Consider the following 680-nt stretch of genomic DNA (forward strand, 5'->3'; position numbering starts at 1 on the left):
AAGGGGGCGGGCGCCAGGTGGCCGGTGCCGGGGGCGGTGCGGTAGACGCCGTGTGCCGTACGGGAGCCGGGGCCGACCAGGTAGCCGCCGGCGCCCCGGATGTCGACGCCGGGGGCCAGTCGGCTCGCGGAGTTGGGGATCACCAGGTCGGGTGGGCCGGTGAGCCACAGATGGCGGCCGCCGCTGGGGGTCAGGACGACCACGGTGTCCGGGATGGTGAACAGGTGGCGTAGGGCGAGTTCGCGCAGGTCGGCGGAGGAGGCCGAGGTGGCCGCGGTGGCGAGGGGCGCCTTGGCGGCGGGGTTCGTTTCGGTGTCGGTGTGCGGCTTGGTGTCTATGTCTATGCCTATGAGGTGGTGCGGGGGCAGGCCGCAGGCGATGCCGTAACCCGTGGCCCAGGGTGCGGCGGCGAACAGGCGTCGGATGCGGGCGGGGTCGGTGGTGGCGTCGTACACGCCGTGGCCCAGGCGGCCGCACTCGCCGTGGCAGGGCGGGTGTACGGGGTCGTCGCGGTGGGGTGAGCGCAGCGCGGGGAGCTTGGCGCGGGTGAGCGGGATGACGGCCAGTCCGCGCTCGGCGGCGGAGAGCGCGTGCGCGAGGGCCAGCGTTCTGGTGTGCCGGTCAGGGGTGGCCATGCTTTCAGTTTCGTACGTACGTTCGAAAATGGGAAGGGGGGTGGG

Annotated in this window: 1 protein-coding gene; it reads right to left on the minus strand. The window is 73.4% G+C overall.

Annotation, left to right across the window (positions count from 1 at the left end; genetic code table 11):
* The coding region (locus tag U9R90_RS36630; RefSeq protein WP_411061840.1) for a bifunctional DNA primase/polymerase at positions 1-635 on the minus strand (635 nt) is incomplete at its 3' end.
* Positions 636-680: the final 45 nt, after the last annotated feature.

Source organism: Streptomyces sp. E11-3 (assembly GCF_046540415.1).
Taxonomy (GTDB): domain Bacteria; phylum Actinomycetota; class Actinomycetes; order Streptomycetales; family Streptomycetaceae; genus Streptomyces.